This window comes from Kitasatospora sp. NPDC022856 (assembly GCF_055561235.1).
On the sequence record NZ_JBVHHE010000104.1, the window covers coordinates 1 to 5,212 of the forward strand.

6 protein-coding genes are annotated in these 5,212 nt (G+C 68.2%); 2 read left to right on the top strand and 4 right to left on the bottom strand.

What is annotated here, in order from left to right; translation table 11 throughout:
• The first annotated feature begins 130 nt into the window (after positions 1–130).
• Complete coding sequence (locus ACZ34W_RS38295) at positions 131–382, top strand: hypothetical protein (RefSeq protein WP_465611074.1); 252 nt, start codon at positions 131–133, stop codon at positions 380–382.
• Between the two features lie 28 nt (positions 383–410).
• Entirely contained in the window at positions 411–1,619 is a 1,209-nt protein-coding gene (locus ACZ34W_RS38300) for a DegT/DnrJ/EryC1/StrS family aminotransferase (protein ID WP_465611076.1), read from the top strand.
• Here the strand turns inward: ACZ34W_RS38300 and ACZ34W_RS38305 are convergent.
• The 4 genes from ACZ34W_RS38305 to ACZ34W_RS38320 all read right to left on the bottom strand — a co-directional run.
• Positions 1,609–2,658 carry a phosphotransferase gene (locus tag ACZ34W_RS38305; protein ID WP_465611078.1) on the bottom strand — a complete coding sequence of 350 codons (1,050 nt, stop codon included), beginning with the start codon at positions 2,656–2,658 and terminating at the stop codon, positions 1,609–1,611. The two genes, ACZ34W_RS38300 and ACZ34W_RS38305, sit on opposite strands and share 11 nt — an antisense overlap.
• 189 nt (positions 2,659–2,847) lie before the next feature.
• Complete coding sequence (locus tag ACZ34W_RS38310) at positions 2,848–3,465, bottom strand: hypothetical protein (RefSeq protein WP_465611080.1); 618 nt, start codon at positions 3,463–3,465, stop codon at positions 2,848–2,850.
• 54 nt (positions 3,466–3,519) lie between these two features.
• On the bottom strand, positions 3,520–4,155 hold the full coding sequence (locus ACZ34W_RS38315; protein WP_465611082.1) for a hypothetical protein: 636 nt from the start codon (positions 4,153–4,155) through the stop codon (positions 3,520–3,522).
• Between the two features lie 222 nt (positions 4,156–4,377).
• The coding region (locus ACZ34W_RS38320; RefSeq protein ID WP_465611084.1) for a hypothetical protein at positions 4,378–5,212 on the bottom strand (835 nt) is incomplete at its 5' end.

Sequence of the window (5,212 nt, forward strand, 5' to 3'; positions counted from 1 at the left end):
CGCCGACCGACACCACCCAAAAGGTGGGGAACCAAGCCCAGCAGGTTTGGCCCACCGCCCAGTACCACCTGGGGAGATTCAACCAGCGCCATCAGAACTCGCCGGCTGGTCCCTGCGCGAACCCGCGCCGATGACCGAAGCCCTCCTCGCCGGCTACTTCGACGGACCGTTGCCTGCCGAGAGCCTGCTGCCGCTCGTCCTGTTCCGCCTGCGCATCGCGGTCTCGCTCCTGCACGTTCACGTTGCCTTCGACGACCAGGACATGGTGCGGCTGCGGGCCGCCCAGATCCAGGCCGACCTCGACGACCTCGACCACGGCCACCTCGCCGCCGTCCCCCGCATAACCCCCAACGAGCACTCCGCCCGACGCCGCCGCCCGTAGGCAGCCAAACCCCGACTGGAAGGACGCCATGAACGACCCCAAGGTCACCCTCCCGTTCCCCCGCGAGCCCAAGTACGGGCAGGCCGAGAAGGACGCCGTCCTCAAGCTTCTCGACGACGGGCACCTCTCCGAGATCAACCGAGGCCCGGCCACCAACGCCCTCGAAGCGGCCTTCGCCCGCCTCACCGGCACCCGCCACGCGCTGTCGTTCAACTCCGGCACCGCCTCCCTGCACGCCGCGCTCCACGCGGTCGGCGCCAACCCCGAAGCCGGCGTAGCCGTCTCCCCGATGACCTGGATCTCCGCCATCACCGCCGTCTTCCAGGCCGGCAGCTACCCCGTCTTCTGCGACATCGAGCCCGACAGCCCCAACATCGCCGCCACCTCCGTCGCCCAGGTCGCCGACGAGTGCTCCGCCGTCCTCGCCACCCACACCTGGGGCATCCCCGCTCGCATGGATCAGCTCGCCAAGGCCACCAACCTGCCGATCGTCGAGGACTGCTCGCATGCCCATGGCGCCGTCTACCAGGGCCGGGCTGTCGGCTCCTGGGGATCCGCCGGGTGCTTCAGCCTCCAGGAGTCCAAGTCCGTCTCCGGCGGGGAAGGCGGCATCCTGACCACCTCCGACCGGGAGGTCTACGAGCGCGCCCTGACCCTCGGCCACCACCCCGCCCGGCTGGCCGACGAACTCACCCTCCCTGAGCTGAAGCCGCTCGCCACCACCGGGGCTGCCTACAAGTACCGGATGCCCGCCCTCTCCGCCGTCATCGCCCGCTGGCAGCTCCGTTCCCTGCCCGACCGGATGCTCGCCGCCGAACAGAACCTGGCCACCCTCCGCCAGGCCCTGGAAGAGTGCGACGCGCCCGTCGCCTGGCCGGAGATCGGCGAACTCTCCGTCCGCGGCTGGTACGGAACCCCGCTGGCGATCAACGTCCGCGTGCCCGACCCGAAGGCGCTCCACGAGAAGTGCCGGGCCGCCGGCATCCCCGTCCGCTCCCTGTACGAGGACTGGACACAGACCCCGCTGGTGCAGCGCCCGGACGTGGCCGCCCGCTACTGGCCCCACCTCGCCGAAAGCCCCTACCAGCCGCCGACCCGGGACGCCCTGCCGAACTACTACAAGGCACTGCGCCAGATGATCGTCCTCAAGGTGCCGCAGATCCCCGCCCCGGACTACATGGAGCAGGTGGCCGAAGCCCTCGCCACCGTCCTGTCCCGCACGCTGCTCACGGCATAGCCGCGAACGCCTCCTGCACAGCCTCGCGCCGCTCCGTCCACCAGGCCAGGAAGCGCTCGGCGGGCAGGAACAGGTGGTCGCAGGAGTGATCGTCGCGGTCGTAGTGGAAGACCAGCTGCCAGTAGTCCGACATGCGCTTCCACCAGAGCCGCTCCACCGCGTCCGCCAGGGCCGGAACCGGGATCGGCACCACCGACCGGTACCCGGCCACGAACGCCGAAGTCCGCTCCAAGTCGAGGAAGCCGTCCTCACCGCCGAACTGAACCGTGGCGGTGCGGGCGACCTCCTCGCCGAACGGCCGGAGCCGGATCCGGTCCCAGTCGATCACTCCGGCGATCTCGCCGTCCCGCCACAGCACGTTCCGGTGCTGGACGTCACCGTGCGTCCACCCCGCCGGGCCGACCGCCACCTCGCCGGCCGGGCGCTCGTGCCCGTACTTCTCCAACAGCACCTTGCGCTCGGCCAGCGCGGAGGCCGCCTCGGCGTCGAACGCCGTCCGGCTCTCCAGGCCTGTGATCAAGGCGAGAAAACGGTCCGCCTCCTCGCGAGCCTCGGCGGGCGTGGTCACCGAGACGGTCACCTGCTCCGGCCCCGGCGGCAGCAGGCCAGCCAGCCGCTCACCGTTCAAGCTCCGGTGGATCCGACCGAGAAGAACTCCGAGGTCACCGGCCTGCTCGATCGAGAGCGCCGTACCCGGCAGGTGGCTCCCCTCCATCCACGGAATCAGGCAGTACCCGCGGTCGGCGACCTCGACCACCGCATCCCCGGCCGAGGAGACCCGTGCCCTGCCCACCGGCAGGCCATCATCGGCCAGCGCCGACAGCACAGTCAGGTTCCGACGTGCCTGCGACAGCGGCACATCCATGATCCGCTTCAAGGCGAACGAGCCCTCGGCCGTATCCAGCCGCCAGTTCCCATTCATCAAGCCGTCCGACAGGAAGCGGCACTCCCGGACCTCACCCAGCCCGAAAGCCTCGCTGAGAACTGTCAGATCCTCTGCGATCTCGCTGTACCGAGCGCCGAAAGTCGCGTCCTTCACCCCAAGCAGGCTAGCCGAGCCGAGGGATCGAAGCGGTCGGTTCAGGAGGTTTCAGCCGCCCTGGTCGCGGTTCGGACGACGAGTCCCACCAAATCGCCGGTTGGGCCCTTTCGTCCGGTAACGCCGCTGAGCGCCAAGGTCAACGGCACTGCCAGTTGTCGCCAGGCGAAGGTCTGGTGATCGTCGTGATCATCCTCCGCTCGCTTGGGAGGGGAGCTCGGTGACCACAATCCATGGGCGGTGTCCGTCGCGGTGGCACTCCGCTCGCAGACGTACAGGCTGCGTTGCGTTGCGGGTGTGCCAGCCCAACGGGTCACCCTCGAACCAGCTCGGAGCTGGCGTGTACTCCATGAGGCGGATCAGTTGCTCGCCGCGCTCCAGGCCATCGAGCACGATTTCCCGGCCCGGCTCCATGACGCCGTTAACATCCGGCCGGAAGCGATAGGGCCCCCAGATCATCCGGGCCAGTTCCTGAGGCCGGTGATCAGGATCTGCAGCGAGCGCCATGTGGTCAATGCCGGCCTCATCCCGCACTGACAGAGTGATCCGGTCAAGTCGATCGAGACCGATCGGCCCCACCAACTCGATCCGCAGCGCCCTGGGAGAGCTCGTGGAACCGTCCAAGGTGAACCGCAGTTCGGGCGTAAGGTCCCGATGCCAGCGGTCCCGTTCGATCCGCGTCATCTCCTGAGCCGCCGTTGCGGACGCCGAAGCGGCAGTGGCCGCCTGCCGCGTCGCCCACACCGTCAGACCGACAGCCACGAGGGCCGCTATCGCGCTGACCGCAGTCCAGAACGTCTCGTCCATGGCGCCGGACGATACTCGCGTGTGGGGTGAGCTGCCATCACCTTCTTCGAGCGCTCAGTGGGCGAGTCCGTCGATCAGCTTGCCGAGGTTGCGCACGGCCCGGTCGGAGGCACCCCGGGCTGCAAGCGCACCCAGGACGACGTCTCGTTCCAGCGCCCCCGCGCTCTGCAGGCTCTGCAGGATGCGATGTGCCTGCTCCTTGCCGAACTGGTCACCGAAGCCGTTGTTCTTGTAAAAGTTCAGTCGCTCGATGGCCTTCGCCACCTCGGGACGGAGCCCTGCTGGCTGCTCATCGGGCCTGGTCAGATCGACCGCACCCAGCTGATTGGCCCAGCCGCGGAGCGGAAAGCCGCCGATACTCTCCACGACGGCAAGCGACGATCCGCGAGCGAGTCCCGCGGCGAAGTTGAGAGTCTTCTCGTCCGGAACGTAGGCCAGGACGGGCCCGACGCCACTGCCCACACGACTCCGCGCTGCGCGCGGCGTGGTGACGGTGTGCTCGGCCGCGAAGGTGCACAACGACGGAATCTGCTGCTCCACGCCGAAAGCGTTGACCACAAGCACACCGGCGGCGTCCTGCTCGGCGCACTCCCGTCGGACCCACGCCACAGCAAGGTCCGCAGCCAGTTCCCAATCCCGCTCGGGATCGTCGTCCGGCACCCAGGCCGCCCGCACGATGCTGTTCGCCATGGTCGAGTCCTCTCCCGCAAACAGATCGCCGACACGCGACCTGACCGATCACGGTAGCGGCCACCTCCGACACGTCGGAGGTGGCCGCTGGCGGCCGGAACCCGCGGGCCTGGACGCCGCGGGGTGAGCCAGAGACCAGCAGGTTCGGCCCACGCGGTCACAATGCCCGGGAGTTGTTCCGTCAGGCGGCGCTTGTGGTCATTGGTATGGGTGGCCAAATACTCAAGCCGAGATGCTCTGAGCAGCCACGCTCCTGACTTCGGCCTCCGCAAGCTGCGCGGCGAGGATCCTGAGCTTCGGGAGGTAGGCCTCGATGTCGTCGATCACCTGGCGAAGGTCGGCAGCGTTGAGATCCGTCCAGTTGTCGAGGAGCATCCCACAGGACGGTTCGCCATCGAAGGTTGCCAGGTAAGCACTGAGATAGGGCCCGACTCGGCCGGGGTTGCGGCGGTCGACCGCCTCAAGGGTGATCTCGGTACCCTCGCAGTCCGAGTGCGGTGCAACACCCTTCACGCACCACGGATGAGCACGGCAGCCATCGACGACGGCTCGAGGGGATCCGACAGCACCGAGACGCTCGGCCTCTTCATAGATCCGGTTGGCCTGGTCGCGCAGCTGTGCGGCGAATCCGCGAGCCTCGGCCTGGTTCATTTCCAGGTCAGCGCCGTAGCCCCAGCCTTCGATGACCGGTTCGCAGCCCTCCTCTGCGAGCCAGGTGCGCCGGACGGTGAAGACCGGTTTTCCGAAGGGACCGTGGATCGTGTGCTCGGGACCGTGGTGGTCGAACTGGTTGCACGGAGCCCCATAGCTGGCCGGGGCCGAGTGATCGATGACGCAACCGGGCATCCCGGTGCACCGCTGAGCACCCGACGCAGTGGCCCTCAGCCCCGAGGTCCGGCCCGGTAGTACGGCGGGCTGCTCAGGGAGATGGATGGGGAAGGCATTGTCCGGCATATCGCTCCTTACTGACATCAGCTCTTTGGGGTGGTAGATCTGCCGTTTTGCTGACGGATGGTCACCTGTCGCTGTAGACCGTGTGGCATGCGATATGCGGATG